We start from the raw sequence: 24,978 nt of genomic DNA, 5'->3' as shown, positions 1-24,978 counted from the left end.
GATCATCCGGAGAAGAGATCAGCTGTTTAATCGTTGAAACCGATTTTACCGATCGCAAACTGTATGAGGTTTGAACAGCTGTTTCAATCCGGCACAAGCGCCGCCTCGAAGCCCACCCGTTATCCTACCGAAAAGAGGCAACTTTTTCTATGCTAATTGTGGCACGCCCTTTGAAACAGGACGAAGTAAAGGATAAAAATGGTCCGCAATGTCCTGTATGGGGCAGACCAGACGATTTGGGGAGTAACACCATGTTGACATGCACCTTTGCACCAACCGATCCGGAAAGAGGAGATGGGGAGGCGACCCTGCACCTCAAGGGGAGGGCAACCATCGAAACCTGCACCGAATTCCGGGACGCGCTGCGCGCTGCGCTGACCGGCTGCCGCAACCTCACCATCGACGTCTCCGAGGTGGAGGCGATCGACTTAAGCTGCATCCAGCTCTTCTGTTCGGCGCACAAGACCGCGCTTAACCAGGGGAAGAACGTCACCATCGCCAACCCGCAGGGTGAGGAGTTCACCGCCTCCATCCGCAACGTCGGGCTCACCTGCACCCTGCCGGGTACCTGCCAGGGCGACCCCGACCACTTCTGCCTCTGGGGGAACCCGGAGGCGATCTGCCGGAGGGAGCCATGATGGACCAGTTCCAGGAAACATTCCGGGAGGAGGCGTACGAGAACCTGGCACTTTTGGAATCGGCCCTGCTGGAGCTGGAGGACGAGCCGGAGAACCTGGAGCTCGTCGGAGCGATCTTCCGCGCGCTGCATACCATCAAGGGGTCCGGGGCCATGTTCGGCTTCGAACGGATCGCCGCCTTCACCCACGATATCGAGACCGCCTTCGACCTGGTGCGGGGGGGGCGGATGCGGGTCAGCGCCGAACTGATCGATCTCACCCTGAAGGCACGGGACCGGATCCGCTCCCTGCTCGAGGAGGAGCCGACCGGGACGCTGGACCCGGAAACCCGACAGCTCGTCGAGGGATTCCGCCGGCTCCTGCCGGGCGATGACCAAAGGGGGGGGCCGGTGGCGGAGGCCCCGCCCGAGCACTGCACCGAGCCGGTCGCCTACCGGATCCGCTTCGCTCCCCACCCCGGGCTCTTCCTGAGCGGCACCAATCCGGTCCTTTTGCTTAAGGAACTGGAGGAGCTCGGCAAGCTCACCGTCACCGCCAACACCGACCAGGTCGGGCTCCTGGATGAGATCGACCCGGAACTGTGCGCCACTTCCTGGGACATGGTGCTGGTCACCGACCGGGGGATGGAGGCGATCGAGGACGTCTTCCTGTTCGTGGACGACCAGAGCGAGGTCCGCATCCAGCCGATCGAGACCGAACCGGACGGGGCGGCGAAGCGGCTGGGCGACATCCTGGTCGAGCGGGGGGACGTGGATCAAAACCAGCTGGAGGCGCTCCTCGGGGAGCGCAAGATGGTGGGGGAGATCCTGATGGAGTCGGGGCTCGTCTCGCGCCAGAAGGTGGAATCGGCGCTCGCCGAGCAGCAGCAGGTGAAGGAGATCGCCCGCGACCATTCGCAGCGCGAATCCCAAGGGTCGCTTCGGGTCCCGTCCGAGCGGCTCGACCACCTGGTGAACCTGGTGGGCGAGCAGGTGACGGTGCAGGCAAGGCTTGCCCAGCTGGCGCTCTCCCTCAAGATACCGGCCCTGAGCGCGATCTCCGAGGAGGTGGCCCGGCTTACCGGGGAGCTGCGCGAAAGTTCCTTGAAGATCAGGATGCTCCGCATCGGTTCCACCTTCAGCAATTTCAAGCGGCTGGTCCGCGACCTGTCGCGCGAGCTCGGCAAGGAGATCGAGCTGGTCACCTCGGGGGAGGAGACCGAGCTGGACAAGACGGTGCTGGAGAAACTCAACGACCCGCTGGTGCACCTGATCCGCAACAGCATGGACCACGGCATCGAGGCGCCGGAGCGCCGGGAGGCGCAGGGGAAACCGCGCTGCGGCCGGCTCCTGCTTGCCGCCGCCCATTCCGGCGACAGCGTGCACATCACCATCACCGACGACGGCGCCGGGCTCGACACCGCGGCGATCCTCGCCAAGGCGCAGGAAAAGGGACTGGTGGGGCAAAACGCCCAGCTTTCCGAGAAGGAGATCTACTCCCTCATCTTCCACCCCGGCTTCTCCACCGCCAAGGCGGTCACCAACATCTCGGGGCGCGGGGTCGGCATGGACGTCGTCAAACGGCACATCGAGGATCTCCGGGGCACCATCGACATCCGGAGCGAGCGCGGGCAGGGGACCACGATCACGGTCCGGATCCCGCTCACCCTGGCTATCATCGAAAGCCTCCTGGTCCGGGTGGCCCGGGAGCACTACCTCTTCCCGCTCGGCGCGGTGCACGAGTGCATGTTCCTGACCTCCGAGACGGTGGCGAACGCGCACGGACGCCAGGTGGTCTCGTTGCGGGACAAGATCGTCCCGTACATCAGGCTTCGGGACCGCTTCGCCCCGGCGGAGCGCCGCCCGTCCCTGGAGCAGCTCGTCATCACCGAGATCGACGGCGAGAAGGTGGGATTCGTGGTCGACCACGTGGTGGGACACCACCAGAGCGTGATCAAGTCGCTGGGCCCCGCCTACCGCAAGGTGGAGGGGGTCTCCGGGGCAACCATCCTCGGGGACGGCACCGTGGCCCTGATCCTGGACCCCTCCAAGCTCTACCAGGCCGAGCAGCTCCAGGAAAAGGCCGCCTGACCGCCCTGAGCGGGTCGGCCGACCCACGTCCACCAAGAAAGCGACTTCGCATTCGATAAACGCATCTACCTGATGCGACAAGGAAGGAGAACGAACATGAAATGGTTTTACAACCTCACTATCGGCACCAAACTTCTGGCCGGCTTCATCCTGATGGCCCTGTGGGCGGGCGCCATCGGCGTCGTCGGCGTGACCCATATCCGGGACATCGCCAAGCAGGACCAGCTGATGTACCAGCGGATCACGGTGCCGGTCTCCGAACTCGCCACCTTATCCACCACCTTCCAGAGGATCCGGGTCAACGTCCGGGACGCCATCCTCGCCCGCAGCACCGAGGAGCGTGCCGCCAAGGCCGCCCGCATCAAGGAGCTCAAGGATATCGAGGTGAAGACCGAGGCCTCCTTCGAAAAGACCATCATCACCGAGGAGGCCCGGAAGATGTTCCAGGACATGGTCGAGGCGCGCAAGGCCTACTGGCCGCTATTGGACCAGACGGTGCAGCTTGCCGAAAGCGGCAAGACCGCACAGGCCCAGGGGCTTTTGAACGGCGAGATGGGCAAGGCGAGCCGGGTGGTGCAGAACCTGATCGAACAGATCTCGGCGCGAAAGCTCTCCCTCGCCAAGGAGGTGGCGGCACAGAACCAGGCCTCCGGGAAGTCGGCGGAGAACGTCACCACCATCTTCGCGATCCTCGGGGTCGTGGCCGCCATCGCGCTCGGGATCTTCATGGCCCGGATCATCAGCCGGCCGGTGCGGGAAGTGAAGGAGGCGGCCGACAAACTCGCCCTGGGGGACGTGAACGTCACGGTGCGCTCCGACAGCCGCGACGAGGTCGGGCTGCTGGCCCAGTCCTTCGCCAACATGGTCGCCAACATCAAGGCTGCAGCACTCGCGGCGGAGCAGGTGGCCGGCGGGGACCTCACCGTCCAGGTCCAGGTGAAGTCGGAAGAGGATGTCCTGGGCAAGAGTCTCCATACCATGGTGGAGCGGCTCACCCAGATCGTCACCCAGGTGAAGTCCGCCGCCGAGAATGTGGCCTCGGGAAGCCAGGAGCTCTCCTCCAGTTCCGAGCAGATGTCGCAGGGGGCGACCGAGCAGTCGGCATCGGCGGAGGAGGTCTCCTCCTCGATGGAGCAGATGTCGTCCAACATCAAGCAAAACGCCGACAACGCGCTGCAGACCGAGAAGATCGCGGTCGCCTCGGCCTCCGACGCCGCCGAGGGGGGGAAGGCCGTGACGGAGACCGTCGCCGCCATGAAGCAGATCGCCGGCAAGATTTCCATCATCGAGGAGATCGCCCGCCAGACCAACATGCTCGCCCTGAATGCAGCCATCGAGGCGGCTCGCGCCGGGGAGCACGGCAAGGGGTTCGCCGTCGTGGCGAGCGAGGTGCGAAAGCTTGCCGAGCGCAGCCAGGAGTCGGCGGCGGAAATTTCCGAACTTTCCGTGTCGAGCGTTGAGGTCGCGGAACGCGCCGGGGAAATGCTTACCCGGATGGTCCCCGACATCCAGCGGACCGCGGGGCTGGTCCAGGAGATCTGCGCCTCCAGCCGTGAGCAGGACACCGGCGCCGAGCAGATCAACAAGGCGATCCAGCAGCTCGACCAGGTCATCCAGCAAAACGCCTCGGCCACCGAGGAGATCGCCGCCACCGCCGAGGAACTGGCGGCCCAGGCCGAGCAGCTGCAGGCCAGCATCGGCTTTTTCAAGACCGAAAACGACGGGAGCCACCAGTACGCGGTGCGCCGCCCTGCCGCCAAGCCACGCAAAGCAGCCTCTCCCAAGGGGACGAGCTATGCGGAGATGGTCCCCAAACGGCAGGAGAGCAAAGGGACGACCCTGGTCCTGGACCCGGAGGGGTACATCGACTCCGACTTCGAGCGGTTCTGACGCGCCGGCTTTAAAGAGACGTTGCCGGCCCGCCTCGGGCATGAAGCCGAAGACCGGCAAAGCAAAAGGGCAGGGGAGCGATCTTCCCTGCCCTTCTTATTTGCCAAAGCGCCGGTTCAGGCCGCCTTGGCGCGGACCCCCTCATGCTTTTGCGGCTGGTAGGTCCCGGGCTCGGCCCTAAAGGCGATGCCGAGTCGGTTCCAGCCGTTGATGGCCACGACCGCCAAGGTCAGAAAGGCGAGTTCCCGGTCGCTGAATTCCTCCCGCGCTTTCTCGTAAACCTCATCCGGCACGTGCCCGTCGGTGACGAGAGTCACCGCTTCCGTCCAGGCCAGGGCGGCGCGCTCCCGTGCGGTATAAAACGGGGTCTCCCGCCAGGCATCCAGTTCATAGAGCCGCTGTTCGGTTTCGCCGCGGGCGCGAGCGTCTTTGGAATGCATGTCGATGCAGTAGGCGCATCCGTTCAGCTGCGAAGCGCGGAGTTTCACCAAATCCAGCAGTGATTCCTCCAGACCGCTCGCGTGCACCTGGCGCTCCAGGGCCAGCATCGCGTTCAGCGCCTCCGGCGCGACTTTTATGAAGTCCATCCTCATCATGGTGCTCCTCCTTCCCTCCTGGTCCAGATAACTACCTGACCCCATTGTAGATCCGCAGCCTGGCGCAGGGCAAACGAAGAACGGTTCGGAGGACGGGACGGGGGACGGGACGGGAGAAAGAAGAGCGGGAGTTGTGGCGGCAGCAGCGGGGAGAAGGGTGGGTGGGGTCAGTCGCTGCAGAAGAAGCGGCGGCAGACGTCGGGGCGGTGCTCGTAGATGCTGCAGTGCCCATCGGACAAAAACTCGCAGCCGTTTTCGATGATGAGCAGGTGCCGCCCGGTAAGGGAAAAGTGGAGCCGGCCGGAGCCTAAAACGGTCAGCCTTTGGTACTCCTCGAAGGTGAGGGGGACACTGGGAAAGGAACGGCAGCAGGCACCGCCGCACTCACGGCAGCGGCCGTCGTCATCTATCGCGTGGTCCAGCAGCAGCCCGTGTTTCTTCAACTTTTGACGGTCGTTCCAGAACATGATCGTGACCCCCGGTGAGGAGATCGCCTGGAGAGGTCGTGCTGCGCCGCCCGATCGGCTAGAAATCCAGGCGCGGATCGGTGATCGGGCAGTCGGGATTGGCTTGCAGGTGGACGAAGTGGGCCGAGTGTCTCTCACCCGCGGCCCGCGGGCCGACCGGCTTGCCGCACTTCACGCACTCGAACCGGAGGTCGCGCCGGTGCTTGGGCAAGGCCGCAGCTCGAACCGCTAACGCCTTCTCAACATCGATGATGTGTCCAAAGAACCTGCATTGTAACGCCGCAGCCATTGTTGCGCTCCTTGTACCTAACTTCGGGGGATTGTGCTCTGGGAAGAATAAAATAACAGCATTTTACAATTGTTGTCAATGTAGAAGCCGCATCGGGAGCCATCCGCCCGGCATCACGGCCCCGCCGGGCGCGGAAGTTCGCCAACTATTGCAAATTCTTTGAAAAACTGCTATTCAGCAGGAACTGCACGTTGGACTGAGGGCTCTACCAGGAGGGATTGCCATGAACCTCGCCAGCCAAAGGTGTCTTCGGGGGGGCGCGAAATCCAGCGGCCGTTTGCCGTTTGCCGTTCAAGCGGCGCTGTTCGTCTCGCTTTCGGCGGTCCCCTTTGCCGTGGTGGCGCTGTTTAAAAGTACCTTCTATTTCGTCGCTTCCACCCCGTCCTACCTCCTTTTCCACAATCTTGCCGAACTCTTCAGCGTCATCGTCTCCCTCTCCATCTTTGCCTTGGGCTGGAGTTCCTACTCCCAAAATACCGACAAGCACGCCCTTTTTCTGAGCGCCGGTTTCCTGGCCACCGGGCTGATCGATTGCTTTCATGCGCTGGGCTACAGCGGCATGCCCGATCTGGTTACCGCAAACCTGCCCAACAAGGCGACCCTTTTCTGGCTGGCGGCCCGGATGGTCGGGGCGGCGGTCTTTTGGGGCAGCGCCTGGATCTATCCCGAAGACAAAAGGGGATGGATCAACCGGGCGACCCTGCTCGGTGCCGCCTTCGTCCTGCTGGGGGGCACCTTCGTCGGGGTCATCTTTTTTCCGGAGCAGCTGCCGGAGGCCTACCGCCCGGGATTGGGCCTGACGCCGTTCAAGGTGGGGACCGAGTACCTGATCATCGGGGTCCTCGCCTGGGCCACCTTCGCCTATGGGCGGCGCTGGCAGAAAAGCGGCGACCGGCTGCTCCTGTACTACCTGGCCGCCCTGGTCCTCTGCATATACTGCGAGCTTGCCTTCACGCTCTACCGGAGCGCCTTCGACAGCTACAACATGCTGGGACATCTCTACAAGGTGGTCGCCTACCTGCTCATCTACCGGGGGGTGTTCGTGGCGGCGGTCCGGCGCCCCTACCAGCGGCTGCGCCAAAGCCGCCGGATCTTGAACCAGATCGTCGATTCCCTGCCGCAATCCATCTTCTGGAAGGGCCGAAACAGCGCCTACCTGGGGTGCAACCGCGTGTTTGCCAGCCGCGCCGGCCTGGCCAGCCCGAGGGAAATCCTCGGGAAAACGGACTTCGAACTCCCGTGGAGCCGCGAGGAGTCGGAAGGGTACCGGGCGGACGACCGGGTAGTCATGGAACAGCGGCTGGCCAAGGAACATATCCTGGAAACCCAGCGCCAGGCCGACGGCGACCTGATCTGGATCGATACGACCAAGATCCCGCTCTGCGGGGAGGACGGCGCCGTCGAAGGGGTCCTGGGGGTCTACGAGGACATCACCGAGCGCAAACAGGCCGAACAGGCGCTGCGGGAAAGCAACGAACGCTTTTTCTCCGCCTTCCACAACGCGCCGATCGCCATGGCTATCAGCACCCTCAAGGATGGGGTTTGCGTCGATGCCAACGAGCGTTACCTGGAAGTCACCGGCGTCTCCCGGGAGGAGATCGTCGGGAAAACCTTCATCGAGGCCGGGCTGATCACCCCGTCGGAGCGGCAAAAGATCGTCGATGCCATGCAGCGCGACCGGCGGGTATACAACCTCGACCTCACCTACCGGACCCGGGAGGGAAAGGAGCTCTCCTGGATCTACTCGGGGCAGATGATCCAAGTGGACGGGAAGGAGTACCTCCTGTCGTCGGCGGTCGATCTCACCCAGCAGCGCCTTTTGGAACAGCAGCTGCGCCAGTCGCAGAAAATGGAGGCGTTGGGTCAGTTAGCCGGAGGGGTGGCCCACGACTTCAACAACATCCTCCAGGTAATCGTCGGCTACGCCACGCTGCTCGATTTTCGCGCCAGCCCGGAACAGAAACCGATGGTCCACGAGATCGCCAAGGCGGCGGAACGCGCCGCCGAGCTCACCAACGGGCTCCTCTCCTACAGCCGCAAGCAGGTGCTGAAACTTGAGACGGCCGACATCAACCAGGTGGTGCACAACATCGAGAAATTCCTGATCCGTATCCTCGGCGAGGACATCGAGCTCACCATCCAGACCGCCGACCCGGTGCGGACGGTGATCGACAAGGCACACATCCAGCAGGTTTTCGTAAACCTCGCCTCGAACGCACGGGACGCGATGCCCCATGGCGGGTGCCTTTCCATCTCCGTCGAGCGGATCGAGATCGACGAGCGGTTCATTGCCGCCCACAACTTCGGCGCAGCGGGACCGTATGCCTTGATCCGGGTCTCCGATACCGGCGAGGGGATCCCCGCGGAACACCTGCAGCACATCTTCGAGCCGTTTTTCACCACGAAGGTGGACGGCAAGGGGACCGGGCTGGGGCTCGCGATCGTCTATGGCATCATCAACCAGCACCACGGCAGCATCACCTGCTACTCCGAACCCGGAACCGGGACCACCTTCAACATCTATCTTCCCCTGACCGACGCCGATGCGGCGGTGGCGCAGTGCTCCGCAGCTGAGCTCCCCGCGCCGGCGCGGAAGCTGAACATCCTGATGGTTGAGGATGACGAGGGGGTAAGGACGGTGACCCGCAAGATCCTGGAGACCTTCGGGCACCGGGTCGTGGAGGCGGAAAACGGTCGCGCCGCGGTGGAGCGGTACGCCCAGGATCCGGCCGCCGTGGACCTGGTGCTGCTCGATGCGCTCATGCCGGGGCTGAACGGTGGTGAGACGCTGGTGCTTTTGAAGGAAGTCGATCCGGCGGTAAAGGTACTTTTCATGAGCGGGTACGCCCGGGAGGTCATCAGCGGCAAGATGGTACTGCCGGAGCATTTCGAGTTCGTGGCCAAGCCGGTGGTCCCCGCCGCACTCAACGAGGCGATCGGCAGGGCGATGCGCTGACCGAAGCCGATCGGCAAGCGCCGCGGTGTGGATTGCCAACCTGAGCTCGTGGCAGCATCTCCCGACCCCCGTCCGCCGGGGGGGGGCTGACAAAGGAGATCGCGGCAGCACGGGACAGGACCCGGGCGGAAAAGTACCTAAATGCCGGCGGCCGATCGGGAACATTCTGATCGGCCGCTTTGTGTTCATGCCTGCTTCATGCGTCGTTTCATCCTCGAGGCGTTGCTCCCCTCCGGTATTTGAGGTGCACGAACCAGTAGGAGAAGGCGACGAACACGACCCCGCCCAGGATGTTGCCCAAGGTCACCGGGACGATGTTGCCCAAAAAGAAGTTGCTCCAGGTGAGTCCGGGGATCGTCCTATCGGTCTGGGCGGCGATGAGGAGTCCGGTGGGAATGAAGTACATGTTGGCTACCGAGTGTTCGAAGCCGCTGGTGACGAAGGCCATGATCGGGAGGTAGCAGGAAAAGATCTTTCCCGCGATGTCGCGCGCGGCGGTCGCCATGAAGACGGCCAGGCAGACCAGCCAGTTGCAGAGGATGCCGCGGATCAGCGCCACCCCGAAGGGAAGCTGGCACTTCCTGGCCGCGATGGCGATGGAATGCTCGGCCAGGTTGCCGTTTTCCCAAAGGTGCGATTCGAACATGAGCCAGGCGAAGAACAGCGAGCCGGCCAGGTTGCCCAGGATGACGATCACCCAGTTCTCCCCGAGCTTCCCCCAGGTGATCTCTCCCTCCAGCGCGCAGCTGGCCAGGAGGCTGTTGCCGGTGAAAAGTTCCGCGCCGCAGACGACCACGAGGACCAGGCCGATCGAGAAGACGCTCCCCCCGAGGAAACTGGCGACCCCGCGGCCGACGAAGGCGGCGGCGTCCTGGGTCACCACGGTCGCCAGTTGGGCCCCGAAGGCGATGTAAAAGCCGGCCAGCAGGCTGAGAATGAGCGTGACGGAACGGCGCTGGGTACTGACGCGGCGTCCGTTCTCCACGATGGCCTGCACCGCTTCGTCCGGCTTCAGATAGTGTTTCTCCATCCGATCCCCCACCCCTGCGCATGGTGCGTCGATTGACGAGGCCTTCTTTTCGGTGAAATCCGGATCTTTGTCAAGAAAAACGAACGGTCGGGGCTGGGTGCGCCGAGGAAACGGGCGCTAAGGTGGGGTGGCGGGTGCGGGAGACGGGGACGGGGGAAAGCAAAAGGGGCGGCTCCTTTGGCAATGCAAAGGGAGCCGCCCCCGGGGCTGTTGCTGCTGGTGCCGCGGAATTACTTCAGGAGGTTGCCGAATTTCTTGAAAAGACTGCGGTCCGCCTTGGTCTTGACGATGTAGCCCACGGTGACGTCATCGGCGACTTCTTCCGGGATCTGAACGTAGCTCTGCTCATCGGCCAGCCCGGTTTCGCTGATCTTAACTTCGCCGACGTCCTGAATGGAGAGCGAGTTGGATTTCTTGATCCGGTCGTAGCTTTTCACGTACTTGGCCAGCACAACCTTGTCGCCGGCCTTTAACCCGTCGTTACGCCCCAGGGTGATCACCGCGATACGATCTTTCTGGTTTTGCGGGTTGGTCATCGTCTTGGCGGCGTAGCCGAAGTTGGGGAAGGCGTCTATGAAGCTGTCCTTTGCCTTCTCGATGGAGTTATTCACCGCCTGAAGCACCAACTGCAGGGGGTCTTTCACCCGGCACTCGGAGGAGCTTCTGACCTCGGAGCTGCCGGACACTCTTCCTTTGAACGGTTCAAAGACTTTGTAGATGGTGCCGTTGGTGGTGGATACCGCCCGGACATTGACCACCGCCTCAGCAGATACCGTGCAGGAAGGGGCGATGTAGTGGGATTTACCTTTCTTGTCCGTGTAGGAACTCGCTTCAGAGAATTTGGCGCCTACCGACGCCGTCGGGATGGACCCCAGGATGACGAAGTCCACATCCTTTACCAGTTTGCTGAATGCCGAGGGATCAACCTCACCGGAAAGCTCCGATTTGAACTTGTATTCCTCAAAAAGCCTTTTGACCTGCGACCTTTCAACAACCTCGAGTCCGGTTCCGCCGGTGATCGACTGGGTGAGCGACTCGGTTCCCGGCTCGGACAGCTTCCCCTGATATTCCGTGACGTCGGCCATTTGAAGAATGGCAACCTTCGGCTTCTTTTTGTTGAGAATGTAGTCGGGGGGCTGGACCTCGCACTCTTTTTTGTCGCAATCAAGTTCCTTGTAATTGGACAGTTTGATGCCACTGGCACACCCAGACATAAACAACGCTACACAACATGATGCAACAATCTTTTTGAACATCCGCAACTCCTTACAGTGAAATTTTGCCTTTTCAGGCAAATACCGAAAAAATCAATTGTTTGTACAAAAAATAAAAGAGTAACGGAATGGTAATACCGTAAATGTCACACTTTTATGACAGTAAGGAGCATACTGTTATTCGAATGGCGCATTATAGGCACTGAGAATATATTGTTCAATCATTAATTTTGTAGTAAAAGTCCTACAAAAATCCTGCAGTGGTTCTATTAGATCAGAAACGAATCTGTTCTGAAGGTTCCTGGAATTGGCCAAACGTAGCGCAGGAAAGCAAACGGCCGAGCGGGGAAAGCCCCGTTCGGCCGTTGGTTCTGATGCAGGTGAGCCTCACTTTACCGCGTAGAGGCAGGCTCTCTTCGCGGGCTTTGGAGCGCCCTCGAACATGCGCATCACTTTCTCCCAGTTGTAGACCAGTTGCGAGAGGTCTCCTTCGTCCCCGAACACCTCGGAATAGAAGATGCCCTCCATGATGCGCAGTCTCTCCAGCGGACTTTTCCCTTTACGGAGCAGCCCCTCCACACGCCATTGCATTTGACGGAGTTTGATCGACTCTGCATCGGTGCGGCCGACACATGCCTGGTCTATCGCCTCATCGGCAAGTTCACGAAAACGCCGGGGATCGGTCCGATACAACTCGCTCAATTCGTCCGGCGAATAACTATCGAATTCCTTCTTGGTCAGAGTGTCCATGGCGACCTTCCTTTTCCACGACTCCGGTGGTACTGCTACGTTTAATCCTAAGTATAAACCCAAAGCACACCATCATTGAATGGGGTGTCGTTTTCGTAGGAAGCCGTGTGCCGTTTTTCCGGGAGAGCGCTGTTCCTGGCGCGATTAACCGCAAACGCGGCCACCGCCTCCGGCGGATCGCTCCGGGAAAGGCGCTCCCACAGGTGGTGGGCACCTACCTTGTTATCCAACCGGTTCAACTGTTTTTATTGGAATTGATTTATGCTGGGTCGCACGTGTAACATGGCAGAAAGAGGAGATTTTACGAAGGGAAGGAGGAGTCAATGATCAGTAAAGTCAGTGTGGCACGGCACCCGATTCATCCCATGCTGGTGCCCTTGCCGATAGGCCTTTGGGTGTTCTCCCTGGTGTGTGACTTCATTTTTCGCGGCACCGGCAACCCGCTCTGGAGCATCGTCGCGTTCATAAGCATAGGCGGAGGGGTGATCGGAGCGCTGCTCGCCGCTCTTCCCGGCCTGATCGATCTGTACACCCTGCCGCCGTCCCGGGCCAAGACGATCGGTCTGTGGCACATGGCGATCAACCTTGCCCTGGTCACGGCATACGTGCTGAACTTCCTGTGGCGGCGCAACGTCGGGCCGGTCCCGATGGGGCCGGTAATACTGTCGGTCTGCAGCGTGGTTATTCTGGCTGTCTCCGGATGGCTTGGCGGCGAGATGGTCTACGTCCATGGCGTCGGTGTGGCCCCGGTAGAGGCGCCCACCGCCGAGACGGCTGCCGAAGAGCGGGGAATCTTTGGGCTCCGGCTGCACCATCGCCACTGAACGCTCTGATCCGGCGCCTTTGCGCCGCAACGGAAAAAGGGGACCGGCTCCGCTTGACTGGCAGTAGCTGGTCCCCTTTTTTTCTGCAGCAAGTTGGGCTGATCAATACCAGGCCGTGACGGTGGGGAGGATGGGGCGGTCGCCCCGGTTGGCGTCGGTACCGGAGGCCGCTTGCTGTTGCCGGGCTTTGAAGGTCATGAGGAGGTCCTCGGCGCGCTGGACGGCATCGGCTAACAGGGGCTCGGTGACTTCGTCCCACTCGTAATACTCATCGAGGTACGCGTTGGATACGAAGATGTGGCTCCCGCTGACAATTTCCACTTCGCTGTCGTCAAGTGCTATCGTCAACCGCATGGCTCTCTCCTGATGGAGCAAATTGCCGCCAAGCTACCAGAGGTTCTGCACCAAATCAAGACAAAAAAGTGTCGGAATTTCGACAGTTTGGCCTTCGTTGGATCACTCTTTGGGGGCGGATTCCAGGCGCTGCACACTGTTAGCTGAGCGCCTCCTGTCTTAGGGACCATGCCTGAGTCAGTAGTAATGGCCGGAGGAGGGGCTTGTTGACAAGGGGGGCGCCACTTTTATAATGAAATTAGCTTTTCCTACCGGCGCCAGCACAAGGAGGTATGTATGAAGGACATCCAGGAAGCAATCAGGCAGGCCATTCAGACTGAGAAAAACGCCATGAATTTCTACGAGCTTGGTGCCAAAGAGATGAAAGATAAGGATGCCAAGCGGATTTTCGAGCAACTCGCCCGGGAAGAACGGGAGCACGCATCGCATTTCTTCAAGGCCTACACCGGTGACGACATCAAGTCCTTCGACCAGTTCATGGCGGCGCCGCCGGAACACGAGTCGGTCTGGATCAAGTCGATCAAGAAGGTGATCGGCCCGGATTTCACCGAGAAGAAGGCTCTGGAAGCGGCCCTGGAGAAGGAAGCCAACCTGGAGAAGACGCTCACCGAGACGGCCGCGAAGATCACCGATGCCAAGATCCGCGAGGTTTTCGAGATCAATGCGCGGGAGACCCACAACCACTACCTCACCATCGAATCGGAATATTCCCGGATCATGGCGATGGTGGACGAATCCGACATGGACACCTTTGTAAGGGAGTAGGGCCGCTACAGCGGCAAGAGGAGCAAAAAAGGGGGCCGGCTCACCAAGATGCCGGCCCCCCTTTTTTCAAGGAGGTCCGTCCTTTGATCCCCCCTTTGACAAAGGGGGACTTCAAACCACTGCCTTAAAGGCGGTGACCGCAATCGCGCCTGGAAAGGCGCTCCCACAGGGATACTCACACCGGCTACGCCACCCCCATTTAAAGGGTCTGGGTGGCGGAGGTGATGGTAACCGACAACGCTGCCCGCGCCCACGGGTATTTCGTCTTCATGCTCTCGAAATCGGGGCCGGTGGAGATGAACTCGGCGGTCCCCTTGATCAAAAAGCCGGTTCCCGGTCCAAGGTTCCCGGCGACCTTGCTGCTGCCGCAGGTAATGACCACCTTGTTGTCGGCGGCGATGTTGGCCTCGGTCTGGTTCATGTACCCAGCCGGGATGAGCATCCTCCCGTCGTCGGTGAACCGGACGTAGCTGTTCCAGGTGTTCACCAGGTGCGGTCCGTCGGTTCCCTGCGTGGCGATCGCCACGACACCATCGTGCTTCAATACTTCTAAGAGTTTCTCCGGAATCATCTTTCCTCCGTTTTGTGATCTACCGTCTGGGATATCGCTGTGTCAGACAGTGTTACTTTTGGTTTGACCTCGTTTCCCTCTGATCATACACTTCCTGCCGCATGCCGGGGCACGAACTCCGCAGGTGCCTGTCCCCCTACCCCCAACCTTTACCGAGAGGCCGCATGTTCTCACTCAATCCCGCTCTTCCCGTTCCCCTCTACCAGCAACTCTACGATCAGATCCGCGAAGCGGTGCTCCAGGGGAAACTCCCGGCGCATGGCAAGCTCCCCTCGGTGCGGGAGTTGGCCGGCGAGCTTTCGGTGAGCCGGAACACGGTGGAAGGGGCTTACCTGGAGCTCTATGCGGAAGGCTACCTGTACACCCGGCCGCGCAGCGGGTACTTCGTGGCGCCGCTCGATTTCGAGGCGGCGGGCTCGGGAGCGGCGCGCCCCGCGGCGGCGGTGCCGGAAACGGCCGTGTCGGAGCCCCGTTACCGTTACGATTTCCATCCCGCCGGGCTCGACCCGGATTCCTTTCCGGCCCGACTGTGGCGGCAGTGCTTCGTGGAATGCCTGAGCCGGCACGCCCGGGAGTTGTCCCACTATCCGTCGGACCCGGCAGGAGAGTTGAGCCTGCGCCTCCAACTGCGCCGCTACCTGGAGCATTCCCGCGGAGTGATCTGCGACGCCGGGCAGATCGTGATCTGCAGCGGCCTGCAGAACGCTCTCGATATCGTCGCCCAGGTTCTCCGGGCCGATCACCAGTCGGTGGCCGTGGAAGACCCCGGTTTCCACCTGGCCCGGGCGGTCTTCCGGAACCACTCCTTCAACGTCATCCCGGTACCGGTTGGGCCCCAGGGGCTCGAGGTGGAAGGACTCGGCGCCACGAGCTGCACCCTGGCCTATGTCACCCCTTCCCACCAGCTCCCCATGGGACAGGTCATGCCGATCGGCAACCGGCTGAAGCTGATCGAATGGGCGGGCAAGAGCAACTTCATCATCGAAGACGACTACGACAGCGAGCTGCGCTACCAGGGGAAGCCGATCACCTCGCTGCAGGGGCTGCGGCCCGAAGCCAACGTCATTTACCTGGGGACCTTCTCCAAGATCCTCTCGCCGGCTCTGCGGATCAGTTACCTGGTGCTGCCCCCCTCCCTCCGCGCTCGCTACGCCGAGCGGTTCCGGGAGTACGTATCGCCGGTTTCGGTGCTGGACCAGTTGAGCCTTGCCCGGTTCATGGAGTTGGGACACTGGGAGCGCCACGTGCGCCGAATGCGCAACATCTACCGGAGAAAACACGAGGCCATGCTGCAGAGCATCGAGCGGCATTTCGGGGGCGCGGCAAGAGTGATCGGGCAGGGGGCCGGGCTCCACGTGGTACTGCATCTGGAATCATCGCACCGGGACGAAACGGCGCTCATCAGCCGCGCTGCGGAGCGAGGGATTCACCTTTTCCCCTTCTCCGACACCTGCGCTTCGGGTGACCGGCAGACCGGAAACCTGCTCCTGGGCTTCGGCGCCCTGACGCCTGGAGAGCTCGATGCGGGAATGGCCCTGCTTGCCGAGGCGATCCTGTGATAGTGCTACGATAGGATATTTCTGGAACCATAGGTAGGGACAGTTTTGGATAAATGTATGGGGGCAGAGAGATTATTGCCGATACGGAAGGAAGGGGAATTCCTGCCGCGATCGACGCTGCTTCGCGACAGGAACAACGGCTCCTACAGGGTAGGCAGGTGCCCGGACGTTCCCTCCCCTACAGGGGGAAGAAAGTTGCGGACGCTTCCCCTTCAAGGATACGAGAGCTGCCTGGACGCCCCTTCGAGGATAAGAGAGCTGCCCGGCGTCCCCTCCCCTTCAAGGGGAGGGACAGGGTGAGGATGGGGTTGATATCCCACCAAGCGCGCTGTCCGAAAGGTAGGGGAACATCATGTTTCTCAGGATGGCGCTTCCCCGCTGGAGGGTGGCTTCGTTAACATCCTCACCGCCGATTTCCAGGTAGTTCAGCCAGAAAAGCGCGGTCATCCAGATCTGCTCCGCCAGGAGGTCGCGCTGCTCGGCGGGAAGATCCTTCAAAAATCCCTGCTGGATGCTCAGGTCCAGCGCCCCGCGTACCACGGCCAGGTTCAGCCGGTGCGAGGCGACGAAAAGCGTCTTGAGCTCGGAGTCGCTTTGCACCAGGGCGGCCAGCTCCCGCTTGAAGAAGCGGTAGCGCCAGTTGAAGCGCTGGATCATCAGAAAGGTCTCTTCCATGGAAGCGGCCGATCCGGGGCCGTCGGCATTGACCTCCTGGTACTCCTCGAGACCCACCTCGTGCATCTGGGCGAAGATGGCCCGGATGATCTCCTCCTTGTTCCGGAAATGGTAATAGAGGTTCCCCGGACTGATGCCGAGCCGCGCCGCGATGTGGTTGGTCGTGACCGCCTTGGTCCCCTTTTCGTTGAAGAGCTCGATGGCGGCCTCGATGATCCGTCCCTTGGTCTTTTCCGCTTTGGTCATGCCGTTATGAATACTCCAGGTGGAATTGCCGCACCCGCTTCAGGAAGGTGCCGAAGAGCCGGATCCTGAGCAGCATGCCGTGCAGGCCGAACTTGATCAGCACCGGCAGGGAGCGGTAGATCGGCACCGCGCCGGCATACAACTGCGCCATCTCCTCGTAAAACTCGGGAAGCGGCAGCCGGGTCGGCACCAGCGCGTGGAGCATGTCGTACAGCTCCGGCGTCTCGGACAAAAGCCGGTCCTTGACCGACTCGTGCAGCTCGGTCCCCGGCAGCGGGGTCTTGACGGTGAAGGTCGCGTACTTCAGCTTGAGTTTCCGGACGTACTGCTTGAGGGCGAGAAAATCCTCCTTGCCGTAGTCCGGATCGACCATGAACGATGCGTACATCATTACGCCGATCCGGTCCAGTATTTTCGTCGCTTCCTCCTGCTGGGCGACGGTCACCCCCTTCTTCATCGCCTCCAGCCGCACGTCGGAGAAGTCCTCCATCCCGACAAATACCTGGGAGAGCCCGATCCGGGCCCACTTGGCGAAGAGGTCGGGATGCCGCACGATGGTGTCCACCCGTGCATAGAGGAAGTAGTTCTTCCGGATCCCCGCCTGTTCGATCAGATCCGCCAGCCGATCCATCCTTTTGGTGTCGCACATCGATTCGTCGTCGCAGAAAAAGACGTTCTCCTCGGCGATCGTTGCCAGCTCGGCCACGACCGATTCGGCCTCCCGGCGCAGATAGCGTCCGCCGGTGATCGCCCAGAGCGCGCAGAAGTTGCAGCGGGCGGTGCATCCCAGCGAGGTCCGGATCGAGGCGAGCGGCTTGAACCACTCGCTGAAGTAGTTGCCGCGGTAGCCAGCCGTGAGGGTTCGGTCGGGAACCGGGAGCTCGTCGAGCAACGTGTACTCCCGCGGGGCGGTGCAGGTCATCCCCCCGGGTGCCGGGATCGCCAACCCCCGGATGGAAAGAAGCTCCCGACCTTCGGAAAGAGCGGCGAGGACTTCGCGCAGGGTGAAGACCCCCTCCCCGATCACCACCAGGTCGATCGCCGGGACGTTGAAGTCCTCCGGCCGGACCGTGGCATGGTGGCCGCCGACGATGACCTTGGCGGCGGGGGCGAGCTCCTTCGCCCGACGGGCGATCTCCTTGACGATGTTGACATGGCTGGTGAAGCCGGTGATGCCGACCACGTCGGGAGTGCAGCGCTTGATGGCCCCGTCGATGTCGTGGTCGATTCGGGCGTCGATGAGGGTTACCTCGTGGCCGTCCAGCTTCGCCCCAGCCCCCAGGTATTCCAACGCCAGGGGTTCGAAGAGGTAGACCTGGTCCATGAGCGGGGAAGAACTGTAGGGTTGGATCAGAAGAATTTTCATCGCGTCCTCCAAATTAGAGTATATGCTCTAAATATCCCTTCTTCTCCCTGATGTCAATGACAAACGGAGTGGGTGTCAACCTTGCACCGTACCCGTCCTTCCGGGTGCCCCCGCCATTCCACAAGTACGATCTCCTTTCACAGGCAGCCCTCACACTGTCAGAGCGGCGTATTCTCTTGTATTTAAGGTGGTTCGACTTCATTCACCGCGTTTATCAAGTAGAATGTGACAGTGCGAAGCTGGCATGACCGTGATTGAAGATTTCGGATCGGAGAACGTATGCCCGTTAAACCGTTCGTGAAGAACCTGGTTGTCGGCGTGGTCCTGCTCAACTTCCTGTTTGCCGGAGGGATGTGCTATGCCCTCTGGAGGAGTTACCAGGCCTATGAGAGAAGGGCTGCCATTTCTACCGAAAACCTGGCCCAGGTGCTGGACGAAAGCATTTCCCGAAGCATCGCCAAGGCGGACCTGGCGCTGCAGGGGGTAGTGGACGAGGCCGAACGGGAACTCGCGGCAGGCGGCATCCAACCGGAGAGCCTGAATGCCTTCATCGTCCGACAGCATGCGCGGCTTCCGGAACTGGTCGCCCTGCGGGCCACCGACTCCGGTGGCAAGGCCATTTACGGCAAACAAAACATGGCGGTCAAAACGACCACGAGCCTGGCGCACCGCGACTATTTCAAGCGCCTCAAGGAACACCGCGCCGCAGAGCTGGTGATTTCCAAGCCAGTGGTCGGCGGCATTTCTGGCAAATGGATGGTGGTGCTCGCGCGACGGATCAATGACCGGGCCGGAGGCTTCGCCGGACTTGCGTACGGCGGGCTGGAAATCGATTTTCTCGTGCGGAGCTTCGCCCGGATCAATACCGGCGACGACGGGGTCATCACGCTGATGGATGGGGATTTCGACCTGGTAGCGCGTTATCCAGACGCAAGGAGCGTGGGCGCGAGCATCGGATCGAAGACCGGTTCGCCGCAACTGCACCGGCTGATCGGAGCGGGACGGGTCTCCGGGACCTACCGGGGGAGGAGCATCCTCGACCAAGTGCAGAGGGTTCTTTCCTTCCGGAAGCTGGCGGTTTCTCAGCCCTTTTATATCGTGGTCGGACGTGCGGAGCAGGCGTTCCTGACCCCCTGGCGTGAGGAGGCAAAAACCTTCGCCTGCCTGATCGCGCTCTTTGTGGTGGTTTCCACCTGGGCGGCCTGGGCGATGCGGAGGGAATGGCTGAGAACGGAGCAGGAGGTTCACAAGCGGCAAAAGGCGCAGAAGCTGCTGGTCGCAAAAAACCATTCGCTGAAACAGACCATCGCCCGGACCCGACGCCTGGAGGGGATCATCTCCATCTGCATGAACTGCAAGAAGATACACAACAAGGAGGATGCCTGGGAGCAGTTGGAAACCTACCTCACCATGAACACCGACGCTCAGTTCAGCCACGGCTTCTGTCCGGACTGCGGCAAGGAGTACCAGAAGCGGATGATGGAAGAGTTAAAGGAGCTGAAGGAGCAGGGAGGGGAGGGGTGATGCCCGCGGGTTATTGACCTGAGGATCGGAAGTGACGGGCGCCGCATGCCGCGCCCCTACGGGTTGAAAGCGGGCACTCCTGCAGGAGGGGGCCCCGTCGCGAAAAAAGAAAGGCCATGTCATGAGACCTGGCCTTTCTTGCCTCGCGGGCAGTGGATGGTTGAGATCACCCCTTGGTGCCGAAGCGCTCCAGGTGCTCCTTGAAGTCGGGGACGTTGCGGACGTATTCGGCTGCCATCAAGGGCGAGGTGATCATGAAGTCGGCGGTGGCCCAGTTGCAGGCTACCGGTATGTTCCACACCGCGGCGATCCGCAAGAGCGCCTTTACGTCGGGATCGTGCGGCTGCGGCTCCAGCGGGTCCCAGAAGAAGACGATGCAGTCGATCGCTCCCTCGGCAATCTTCGCCCCGATCTGCTGGTCTCCGCCAAGCGGGCCGCTTTGAAACCGAGTGACCGGCAGCCCCAAGGCGTCACCCAGAAGGTGGCCGGTGGTCCCGGTTGCATAAAGAACATGCATGGTCAGTGCCTCACGGTTGAGCTTGACCCAATCCAGCAGATCCTTCTTCTTGTTGTCGTGGGCGACCAGGGCGATGTGTTTCTGGGCCGGGTTCTTCAGCTGCATCGTAGCTGCCTCCTTAGCGGTTCGTAGCGTCTCCACCTACCATAGAGCACCCACATCCCCAGACAAAGAGAAAAATGCATCGCCTCCGGCGGACCTGCTTGCGGTTAGGTGTGGGGCTCCGGGGGATATGTCGGATAATCATCTCGAGTTATCGATCCGATAAGATTTATCTATTTCCCTTATGGCTTTGCCGATGATACCGTGGCGGACAGCTTCACCGGAAAGCGATAATTGCGATGAAATGCGCTCTCCGCATAACGGAGGGCCGGCGTTTTTTACTGGGGGAGCGCCTCCGCCCTGAAGAAAGAGCTTTTACTTCCGAGTTTCATACAGGACGTGCCGTAACATGCCTCGCCAATTGATCGATTTCGACATCCGTCTCGCCGCATTGCTGGTCGGCATCACCCTGTCCACCCTGGACGCGAGCGCGCTGCAGCTGGCGCTTCCCTCCATTGCCGCCGGCTTCCATACTAACGCGGCGGCCGTGCAGGGGGCCGCTTCTCTCTATCTCGTCGGCTCCGCGCTGACCTTCATCCCCCTCTCCGCCCTGGCCGGGCGGGTCGGCACGGTTAAGGTGTACCGGGTATCGCTGCTTGCCTTCAGCGTGGTTTCCCTCTGGCTGGCCATGTCCCCCAACCTGGCGACGCTGCTCACCCTGCGCTTTGTGCAGGGGATCGCCGGCGCCGGGGTGATTGGCCTGGTGCCCGGGCTGGCTGCGGCCACCTTCAAGGAGCGAAAAGGGTGGGCGCTCGGCATGGTATCCGCCTCCGTCGCCGCGGGGACCCTGACCGGTCCCCCCATCGGGGGCTTCATGGTGGACGCCTTCGGCTGGCGGAGCATTTTCTACATCAACCTGCCGCTCGGGGTACTGGCGCTCCTTTTGTCGGGAAACCTGGGCGAGCTCCCCGGAGTGGGGCTGCGGGAAAGTCTGCGGCGGGTCTTGGGGGCGCCGGCGTTCCTGCTGGCCCTTTTGGCCACGGTGCTTTTCTACGCGCAGTCCTTCGGCACCAACATCATCTGGCCCTTCTACCTCGAAGCCACCGGGCTTACTCCAAGCAAGGTCGGCCTGTTCATGTCGGTCCCCCCGATTCTGCTCCTCTTTACCGGCCCCTGGGCCGGGAAACTCTCGGACCGGAAAGGGTTCGACCGGGTCAGCTGGCTGGGGAGCGTGACGCTGGCGCTATCTTCCCTGGTGCAGGGGGTGACCGGCCGGGTGGCGCTCGGGCTGGTGGGGGTCGGTTTGGGGCGGGGGCTCTTTCAGGCGGCCAACAACGCCGCCGTCCTCGGGCAGGCTCCCGAGGAGACCGAAGCGATCGCCTCCGGGTTCCTGTCGGTGGCGCGGGTTACCGGCCAGGCGCTCGGGAGCGTCATCGCCGGCGGGATGTGGGGGAGTCTCGAACACCTCGGTGCCAGGCACGCCTTCTTGGTTTCCAACCTGGTGCTGGGCTGTCTCGCGGCCCTGGCCGGGGTGATGATCAAGAGCCGGAAGAAGGTGCCGCCGGTCCCGGTTGATACCGTTCCCGAGGCGGGTTGAGGCAAGCGGCACCCGCCCCCTGACGGTTGCCTGAAGCAGCAAAAGCCCCCGGCGCGCCAGTGCCGGGGGCTTTTGCGTATCCGCTCAGGAGATGAGGGGCGGTCGGGAGGGAGTGACCGGACCCCCGCCAGGGCGGACCAGGTTACTGCCAGTAGTAACGCAGGCTGGTGAACACCATGTTGTCGGTCGCCTTGGGAGCCCCGCCGTTGACCACGCTAAAGTAGTCGTCCTCGGTGTGGGAGAACTGCAGGCCGGCCTGCATCTTGCCCATGCGTCCCTGGTAGAACTTCCACCAGGTTCCCACCGTCTCCTGCGCTACCTTCCTGATGTTCCCCTGAGCCTTCCCGCCGAAGGTGCCGGCGCCGGAGTTGTCGTAGAGCTCGCTGCCGTAACCGTACCCTTTGCCATTCTGGTCGTAGCTTTGACGGTCAACCTGTTCCTGGCCGTAGTAGGCGTAGAAGTTCCACTCCTTGGTCGGGTCGTAGGTGGCGCCGGCCAGAAGTTGCGACCCGGTCAGCGGCATGTTTTCGCCGGCAGCGTTCTGGGTCACGTCCGGAAGCTGGGACGAGCCGTAGCGCCCGATCCCTTTGCCGTAGATGCCGCTGACCTGGAGGCTCAGCTGCTTGGGAATGATCGGCAGGATCATCCCGCCCCCCACGGCGCTGGTGGCGCGGAAGGTGTTGTTAACCTTGCCGTTGCTGCTCAGGCTGGTCTCGAAAACGCGGATCAGGTCGTAGACCTCGAAGTGGCCCCAGCCGGGATCGGCCGCTGCCTTGACGACGAAATCGGGGTAGGGGTTGACCGAAGTGGTCACGTTGGTGAGGGCACCGCCGCCAGCCTGGTTGTCGGCCAAGTTGTTGCCGACGGCGTTGGGCTGGCCACCCTGCACCAAGGTCTGCCCGTTTTCGACGGAAAGACCCAGCCAGTACTTCTTATCCCAATCCTTCACGATGCGGAACTGCGGCTGGCGCGCCCAGGTGAAACCCGGAACGTACTGGGCATCGATCCCTAACGGTGTGATCTCCTTGCGCGGGATGATCCCCTCACCGTTCATGGTGACCAAAGACCAGGTCTGGCCGGCCAAAAGGTGCAGCCCGGCGCGGTCCCAGTCGACGGTGGTGTAGAGATGACGGATGCGCGGGTTGTACGAGTTGCTCTCGTTGGAGTTGGCGGTGCTGGCGGCACCGAGGAAGTCCATTTCGTAGTAGCCGGCGAGGTGGGTGTTTTCGTTGACGTCGCCGGTTGCCAGCAGGGAGAGGCGAGATTGCCGGGCGCTGAATCGGGTCTCATCCTGGTAGTACCCGGCGGAATTGGCCAGGGGAAGCTTTTGAAACGGGGACGGAAGGTCCGAGTTGAGGTTCCGGCTGCGGTACATCCCGGCGGCCTCGATGAACCCTCCCAGGTTCACACTGATCCCCTTCATGTTGAAGTTGATCCCTCCTTCGGTCGCAGTCGGGCTTTTCGTTGCCTGCATCGGCGCGGCACCCGTCTCAACGGCGGTGTCCGCGAAAACCGGCGCCGCGATCAGCAACGAGGTGGTTGCGGCCAATAACATCCTTTTCTTCATCATCATCCTCCATGGGTTTGGGCGGTAACCGATCTACCGCTCTGGATCCGGTCGCCGAGGCGTTCCTCACGACGTCCTTATGTCGACGCGAATGTAGACCGTCTCCGTGACGATCACGTTACAAGCGAGGACCGGTTGCGTTAAAAATGACGGGGCTGAGGTGAAAAAGTTAAATAATAACAGTATATTATGTAAGGCTTATATTCCGGCTAGCACAGCATAGCAAAGGGGGCTTAAGTCAACCTTAAGACGCCCCCGGCCGGGCGCCCTGTCGAAACAGGTTGGTAGGGAGGAGCCTGCGAGGGGATTTTGCAGCGTGCAACATAGAGATAGGGACCAAGGGCAAAGTCACCCGTTCGGTATCAAAAAAAAGGGGGAGCCGCAGTTGCGCTCCCCCTTTTCCTTTTGGGTGTCAGCCTTCAGTTTTGCTCATCAACGGCTCAAAGAAACTCTAGGCCTTCGGAGTGAACCGGGCGAGGTCATGGATGTTCAACTTCGTCTCGATCCCGGCGATTTGTGTCAGTACCCCTTCGAACCCGTTATCACCGAGCTGGGCATGTTCCCGCTCCTCGAACCGGTCCCCCAGACGGTCGTACTCCTTGGCCGGGACTACCTTCTTGAATTCCGGGAATACGACGGTATCCTCCCGGGCCGCATGGGGCCGATACATGGTGACGAACTCGGAGAGCTCCGTTGCCAGCGCCCGAAGTTCGGCCGGGCGATGGAAGTGTGGCGCGCTGCACCGGGCGATGATGCCCGCGGTCAGCTTGCGCCCCGCGCGGTGCTGGGCCAAAAGCGTTGCGACCGTGCCGGTCAGCTTACCGGCTTGGGACAGTTTCGGGAAGACGTACTCTTCCTCGAGTTTCTCGTGGTAGCTTTCGATGAAGTTCCGCACCAGGGTCGCCGCCTGTTTCACCAGGTCCGGTTCGATTACCACCTGGGCCCGGATTCTTCGGATGGCCTCCTCGTAAATCAGCAAGATGCGGTGCAGCGCACCGTGCTCGCGCATCAGGTCTTCCACCGCGGAAACCTCGGGTTCCGGTTGGGACGCTGCGGCCAATGCCGTCGGGGTCAGGCGCGCCACCAACGCCGTCGAGCCGATCACAGCCAGAGAGCCGAGAAATCCCCTGCGGTTACATCCGGTTTTGCTGTTCATGACGAGCCTCCTGTTATGCGTGAGCATCGTGAACCGGCCGGGATGCGGCAACCGGGCGATTATACCACGCTGCCCCGGTCCGCTCCGCCCGGGGTGGAGCTGCAACGACCCGCCGGGTGACGGAGCCTCCGGCGGGTGATGCGGTATCGCGACCGACGGGCCCCGCCGGATCGTTTCCGGTTCGGGTAACCACCTGGTGCGGGAGCTCCAGTGACGGGGAAGTAAATCGCCACTCAGCGGTGCGCCGGAAGGCGCTTTTTTGACCTGGATCAAAGAATTCCTCCCGGGCATGTGGTTTAGATGACCACTCATTTTC

Annotated in this window: 22 protein-coding genes; 9 read left to right on the top strand and 13 right to left on the bottom strand. The window is 61.6% G+C overall.

Going from position 1 to position 24,978, the window contains the following annotated elements; all coding sequences use genetic code 11:
- Nucleotides 1-251: 251 nt before the first annotated feature.
- The 3 genes from JFN93_RS12700 (at nucleotide 252) to JFN93_RS25945 (ending at nucleotide 4,597) form a co-directional block, all read left to right on the top strand.
- Nucleotides 252-638 carry an STAS domain-containing protein gene (locus tag JFN93_RS12700; protein ID WP_199384459.1) on the top strand — a complete coding sequence of 129 codons (387 nt, stop codon included), beginning with the start codon at nucleotides 252-254 and terminating at the stop codon, nucleotides 636-638.
- A complete protein-coding gene (locus JFN93_RS12695) occupies nucleotides 635-2,707 on the top strand; it encodes a chemotaxis protein CheA (protein WP_199384458.1) in 2,073 nt (690 codons plus the stop codon). The genes JFN93_RS12700 and JFN93_RS12695 overlap by 4 nt, the downstream gene beginning before the upstream one ends.
- A 96-nt stretch (nucleotides 2,708-2,803) precedes the next feature.
- Complete coding sequence (locus JFN93_RS25945) at nucleotides 2,804-4,597, top strand: methyl-accepting chemotaxis protein (RefSeq protein ID WP_199384457.1); 1,794 nt, start codon at nucleotides 2,804-2,806, stop codon at nucleotides 4,595-4,597.
- A 116-nt stretch (nucleotides 4,598-4,713) separates the two neighbouring features.
- Here the strand turns inward: JFN93_RS25945 and JFN93_RS12685 are convergent, their stop codons facing one another.
- From JFN93_RS12685 to JFN93_RS12675, 3 genes are all read right to left on the bottom strand, one after another.
- Nucleotides 4,714-5,193 (bottom strand): carboxymuconolactone decarboxylase family protein, encoded by a 480-nt coding sequence (locus tag JFN93_RS12685; RefSeq protein WP_236021694.1) that lies wholly within the window; start codon nucleotides 5,191-5,193, stop codon nucleotides 4,714-4,716.
- 167 nt (nucleotides 5,194-5,360) lie between these two features.
- Nucleotides 5,361-5,660: a YkgJ family cysteine cluster protein gene (locus JFN93_RS12680; protein ID WP_199384456.1), complete on the bottom strand. Its 300-nt coding sequence runs from the start codon at nucleotides 5,658-5,660 to the stop codon at nucleotides 5,361-5,363.
- Between the two features lie 58 nt (nucleotides 5,661-5,718).
- The gene (locus JFN93_RS12675; RefSeq protein ID WP_456237431.1) at nucleotides 5,719-5,949 is read right to left on the bottom strand and encodes a DUF7830 domain-containing protein; all 231 of its coding nucleotides are present in this window, start codon (nucleotides 5,947-5,949) and stop codon (nucleotides 5,719-5,721) included.
- Between the two features lie 223 nt (nucleotides 5,950-6,172).
- On the opposite strand from JFN93_RS12675, the gene JFN93_RS12670 reads away from it, so the two are divergent.
- Complete coding sequence (locus JFN93_RS12670; protein WP_199384454.1) at nucleotides 6,173-8,905, top strand: MASE3 domain-containing protein; 2,733 nt, start codon at nucleotides 6,173-6,175, stop codon at nucleotides 8,903-8,905.
- A gap of 208 nt (nucleotides 8,906-9,113) precedes the next feature.
- Here the strand turns inward: JFN93_RS12670 and JFN93_RS12665 are convergent, their stop codons facing one another.
- The 3 genes from JFN93_RS12665 to JFN93_RS12655 form a co-directional block, all read right to left on the bottom strand.
- The gene (locus JFN93_RS12665; protein ID WP_199384453.1) at nucleotides 9,114-9,935 is read right to left on the bottom strand and encodes a formate/nitrite transporter family protein; all 822 of its coding nucleotides are present in this window, start codon (nucleotides 9,933-9,935) and stop codon (nucleotides 9,114-9,116) included.
- 230 nt (nucleotides 9,936-10,165) lie between these two features.
- On the bottom strand, nucleotides 10,166-11,191 hold the full coding sequence (locus JFN93_RS12660) for a CsgG/HfaB family protein (RefSeq protein ID WP_199384452.1): 1,026 nt from the start codon (nucleotides 11,189-11,191) through the stop codon (nucleotides 10,166-10,168).
- A gap of 345 nt (nucleotides 11,192-11,536) precedes the next feature.
- On the bottom strand, nucleotides 11,537-11,899 hold the full coding sequence (locus JFN93_RS12655) for a DUF3135 domain-containing protein (RefSeq protein ID WP_199384451.1): 363 nt from the start codon (nucleotides 11,897-11,899) through the stop codon (nucleotides 11,537-11,539).
- A gap of 323 nt (nucleotides 11,900-12,222) precedes the next feature.
- Between JFN93_RS12655 and JFN93_RS12650 the strand changes: the two genes are divergently transcribed.
- Nucleotides 12,223-12,723: a DUF2231 domain-containing protein gene (locus JFN93_RS12650; protein ID WP_199384450.1), complete on the top strand. Its 501-nt coding sequence runs from the start codon at nucleotides 12,223-12,225 to the stop codon at nucleotides 12,721-12,723.
- Nucleotides 12,724-12,825: 102 nt separating this feature from the next.
- Here the strand turns inward: JFN93_RS12650 and JFN93_RS12645 are convergent, their stop codons facing one another.
- Nucleotides 12,826-13,077 (bottom strand): hypothetical protein, encoded by a 252-nt coding sequence (locus tag JFN93_RS12645; protein ID WP_199384449.1) that lies wholly within the window; start codon nucleotides 13,075-13,077, stop codon nucleotides 12,826-12,828.
- Nucleotides 13,078-13,353: 276 nt separating this feature from the next.
- Here JFN93_RS12645 and JFN93_RS12640 point away from each other — a divergent pair, with 276 nt between their 5' ends.
- Nucleotides 13,354-13,842: a ferritin-like domain-containing protein gene (locus JFN93_RS12640; RefSeq protein WP_199384448.1), complete on the top strand. Its 489-nt coding sequence runs from the start codon at nucleotides 13,354-13,356 to the stop codon at nucleotides 13,840-13,842.
- Between the two features lie 199 nt (nucleotides 13,843-14,041).
- Here JFN93_RS12640 and JFN93_RS12635 read toward each other — a convergent pair whose 3' ends face one another.
- Nucleotides 14,042-14,413, bottom strand: a complete 372-nt coding sequence (locus JFN93_RS12635) for a pyridoxamine 5'-phosphate oxidase family protein (protein ID WP_199384447.1) — start codon at nucleotides 14,411-14,413, stop codon at nucleotides 14,042-14,044.
- 164 nt (nucleotides 14,414-14,577) lie between these two features.
- Here JFN93_RS12635 and pdxR point away from each other — a divergent pair, with 164 nt between their 5' ends.
- Nucleotides 14,578-15,972 carry a MocR-like pyridoxine biosynthesis transcription factor PdxR gene (gene pdxR, locus JFN93_RS12630; protein WP_199384446.1) on the top strand — a complete coding sequence of 465 codons (1,395 nt, stop codon included), beginning with the start codon at nucleotides 14,578-14,580 and terminating at the stop codon, nucleotides 15,970-15,972.
- A 279-nt stretch (nucleotides 15,973-16,251) separates the two neighbouring features.
- Here the strand turns inward: pdxR and JFN93_RS12625 are convergent, their stop codons facing one another.
- Together JFN93_RS12625 and JFN93_RS12620 are read right to left on the bottom strand one after the other, a co-directional pair.
- Nucleotides 16,252-16,893: a TetR/AcrR family transcriptional regulator gene (locus tag JFN93_RS12625; protein WP_199384445.1), complete on the bottom strand. Its 642-nt coding sequence runs from the start codon at nucleotides 16,891-16,893 to the stop codon at nucleotides 16,252-16,254.
- A 4-nt stretch (nucleotides 16,894-16,897) separates the two neighbouring features.
- Nucleotides 16,898-18,259 (bottom strand): B12-binding domain-containing radical SAM protein, encoded by a 1,362-nt coding sequence (locus JFN93_RS12620; protein WP_199384444.1) that lies wholly within the window; start codon nucleotides 18,257-18,259, stop codon nucleotides 16,898-16,900.
- 279 nt (nucleotides 18,260-18,538) lie between these two features.
- Between JFN93_RS12620 and JFN93_RS12615 the strand changes: the two genes are divergently transcribed.
- Nucleotides 18,539-19,783, top strand: coding sequence for a PDC sensor domain-containing protein (locus tag JFN93_RS12615; RefSeq protein ID WP_199384443.1), 1,245 nt, complete (start codon nucleotides 18,539-18,541; stop codon nucleotides 19,781-19,783).
- 166 nt (nucleotides 19,784-19,949) lie between these two features.
- Here JFN93_RS12615 and JFN93_RS12610 read toward each other — a convergent pair whose 3' ends face one another.
- Nucleotides 19,950-20,405 (bottom strand): methylglyoxal synthase, encoded by a 456-nt coding sequence (locus JFN93_RS12610; protein ID WP_199384442.1) that lies wholly within the window; start codon nucleotides 20,403-20,405, stop codon nucleotides 19,950-19,952.
- A 346-nt stretch (nucleotides 20,406-20,751) separates the two neighbouring features.
- Between JFN93_RS12610 and JFN93_RS12605 the strand changes: the two genes are divergently transcribed.
- Nucleotides 20,752-21,939: an MFS transporter gene (locus JFN93_RS12605; protein ID WP_199384441.1), complete on the top strand. Its 1,188-nt coding sequence runs from the start codon at nucleotides 20,752-20,754 to the stop codon at nucleotides 21,937-21,939.
- 142 nt (nucleotides 21,940-22,081) lie between these two features.
- On the opposite strand, the gene JFN93_RS12600 is transcribed toward JFN93_RS12605, so the two are convergent.
- A complete protein-coding gene (locus JFN93_RS12600; RefSeq protein WP_199384440.1) occupies nucleotides 22,082-23,506 on the bottom strand; it encodes a hypothetical protein in 1,425 nt (474 codons plus the stop codon).
- A gap of 451 nt (nucleotides 23,507-23,957) precedes the next feature.
- Complete coding sequence (locus JFN93_RS12595; protein ID WP_199384439.1) at nucleotides 23,958-24,662, bottom strand: hemerythrin domain-containing protein; 705 nt, start codon at nucleotides 24,660-24,662, stop codon at nucleotides 23,958-23,960.
- Nucleotides 24,663-24,978 lie beyond the last annotated feature (316 nt).

Source organism: Geomesophilobacter sediminis (assembly GCF_016458275.1).
In the GTDB taxonomy this organism is placed as follows: Bacteria; Desulfobacterota; Desulfuromonadia; order Geobacterales; family Geobacteraceae; genus Geomesophilobacter; species Geomesophilobacter sediminis.
Note: the sequence above shows the minus strand (reverse complement) of the source record. Positions and strands in the feature narration are given on the sequence as shown.

Excerpts from the sequence above, each read along its gene's own strand:
- JFN93_RS12610 (WP_199384442.1), bottom strand. The coding sequence starts at position 20,405 with ATGCAGCTGAAGAACCCGGCCCAGAAACACATCGCCCTGGTCGCCCAC.
- JFN93_RS12685 (WP_236021694.1), bottom strand. The coding sequence starts at position 5,193 with ATGATGAGGATGGACTTCATAAAAGTCGCGCCGGAGGCGCTGAACGCG.
- JFN93_RS12625 (WP_199384445.1), bottom strand. The coding sequence starts at position 16,893 with ATGACCAAAGCGGAAAAGACCAAGGGACGGATCATCGAGGCCGCCATC.
- JFN93_RS12600 (WP_199384440.1), bottom strand. The coding sequence starts at position 23,506 with ATGAAGAAAAGGATGTTATTGGCCGCAACCACCTCGTTGCTGATCGCG.
- JFN93_RS12680 (WP_199384456.1), bottom strand. The coding sequence starts at position 5,660 with ATGTTCTGGAACGACCGTCAAAAGTTGAAGAAACACGGGCTGCTGCTG.
- JFN93_RS12645 (WP_199384449.1), bottom strand. The coding sequence starts at position 13,077 with ATGCGGTTGACGATAGCACTTGACGACAGCGAAGTGGAAATTGTCAGC.
- JFN93_RS12695 (WP_199384458.1), top strand. The coding sequence starts at position 635 with ATGATGGACCAGTTCCAGGAAACATTCCGGGAGGAGGCGTACGAGAAC.
- JFN93_RS12665 (WP_199384453.1), bottom strand. The coding sequence starts at position 9,935 with ATGGAGAAACACTATCTGAAGCCGGACGAAGCGGTGCAGGCCATCGTG.
- JFN93_RS12635 (WP_199384447.1), bottom strand. The coding sequence starts at position 14,413 with ATGATTCCGGAGAAACTCTTAGAAGTATTGAAGCACGATGGTGTCGTG.
- pdxR (WP_199384446.1), top strand. The coding sequence starts at position 14,578 with ATGTTCTCACTCAATCCCGCTCTTCCCGTTCCCCTCTACCAGCAACTC.
- JFN93_RS12660 (WP_199384452.1), bottom strand. The coding sequence starts at position 11,191 with ATGTTCAAAAAGATTGTTGCATCATGTTGTGTAGCGTTGTTTATGTCT.
- JFN93_RS12640 (WP_199384448.1), top strand. The coding sequence starts at position 13,354 with ATGAAGGACATCCAGGAAGCAATCAGGCAGGCCATTCAGACTGAGAAA.
- JFN93_RS12700 (WP_199384459.1), top strand. The coding sequence starts at position 252 with ATGTTGACATGCACCTTTGCACCAACCGATCCGGAAAGAGGAGATGGG.
- JFN93_RS12650 (WP_199384450.1), top strand. The coding sequence starts at position 12,223 with ATGATCAGTAAAGTCAGTGTGGCACGGCACCCGATTCATCCCATGCTG.
- JFN93_RS12675 (WP_456237431.1), bottom strand. The coding sequence starts at position 5,949 with ATGGCTGCGGCGTTACAATGCAGGTTCTTTGGACACATCATCGATGTT.
- JFN93_RS12605 (WP_199384441.1), top strand. The coding sequence starts at position 20,752 with ATGCCTCGCCAATTGATCGATTTCGACATCCGTCTCGCCGCATTGCTG.
- JFN93_RS12620 (WP_199384444.1), bottom strand. The coding sequence starts at position 18,259 with ATGAAAATTCTTCTGATCCAACCCTACAGTTCTTCCCCGCTCATGGAC.
- JFN93_RS12655 (WP_199384451.1), bottom strand. The coding sequence starts at position 11,899 with ATGGACACTCTGACCAAGAAGGAATTCGATAGTTATTCGCCGGACGAA.
- JFN93_RS12615 (WP_199384443.1), top strand. The coding sequence starts at position 18,539 with ATGCCCGTTAAACCGTTCGTGAAGAACCTGGTTGTCGGCGTGGTCCTG.
- JFN93_RS12670 (WP_199384454.1), top strand. The coding sequence starts at position 6,173 with ATGAACCTCGCCAGCCAAAGGTGTCTTCGGGGGGGCGCGAAATCCAGC.
- JFN93_RS25945 (WP_199384457.1), top strand. The coding sequence starts at position 2,804 with ATGAAATGGTTTTACAACCTCACTATCGGCACCAAACTTCTGGCCGGC.
- JFN93_RS12595 (WP_199384439.1), bottom strand. The coding sequence starts at position 24,662 with ATGAACAGCAAAACCGGATGTAACCGCAGGGGATTTCTCGGCTCTCTG.